General features: G+C 67.3%; 1 pseudogene. It reads left to right on the forward strand.

Annotated elements, in window-relative coordinates:
* Positions 1-589, forward strand: a pseudogene (locus ACOADB_RS23695) (long-chain fatty acid--CoA ligase); the annotation flags it as partial.
* Between the last annotated feature and the right edge of the window lie 41 nt (positions 590-630).

A 630-nucleotide genomic window follows, 5' to 3' on the forward strand; every position in this document is an offset into this window, starting at 1 on the left:
GGAGACCGGGGAGATCCTCACCCGCCACCCCGCCGTGTTCGCGGGCTACTGGGCGGACGAGGAAGCCACGGCGAAGACGGTCTCGGCCGACGGCTGGCTCCACACGGGCGATGTCGGCGAGTGGGACGGCACCTACCTGCGGATCACCGACCGGATGAAGGACATCATCATCACCGCCGGCGGCAAGAACATCGCGCCGTCGGAGATCGAGAACGGCATCAAGGCCTCGCCGTTCATCAAGGAGGCCATCGTCATCGGCGACGGCCGCAAGTTCCTCACCGCGCTGATCGGGATCGAGCTCGACACCGTCGGCGCCTGGGCGCAGCAGCGCCAGCTCGGCTTCACGACCTACCGCGACCTCGCCGAGAAGGACGAGGTGCGCACGCTGGTCCAGTCGATCATCGACGAGGTCAACAAGCGCCACAACCCGGTCGAACAGATCAAGTACTTCCGGATGCTGCCCAAGGAGCTGGACCACGAGGACGGCGAGCTGACCGCCACGCAGAAGGTCAAGCGCGCGTCGATCGACGCGATGTTCCACGACCTCGTGGAGTCGATGTACGCCGCAGCGAAGGGCGGTGCGGCATGACGGAGTTCCTCGGCGCGGTGGCCGGCGGAGTCGGCCTGGGC

Source organism: Nocardioides sp. CPCC 206348, assembly GCF_048654705.1.
GTDB lineage: Bacteria > Actinomycetota > Actinomycetes > Propionibacteriales > Nocardioidaceae > Nocardioides.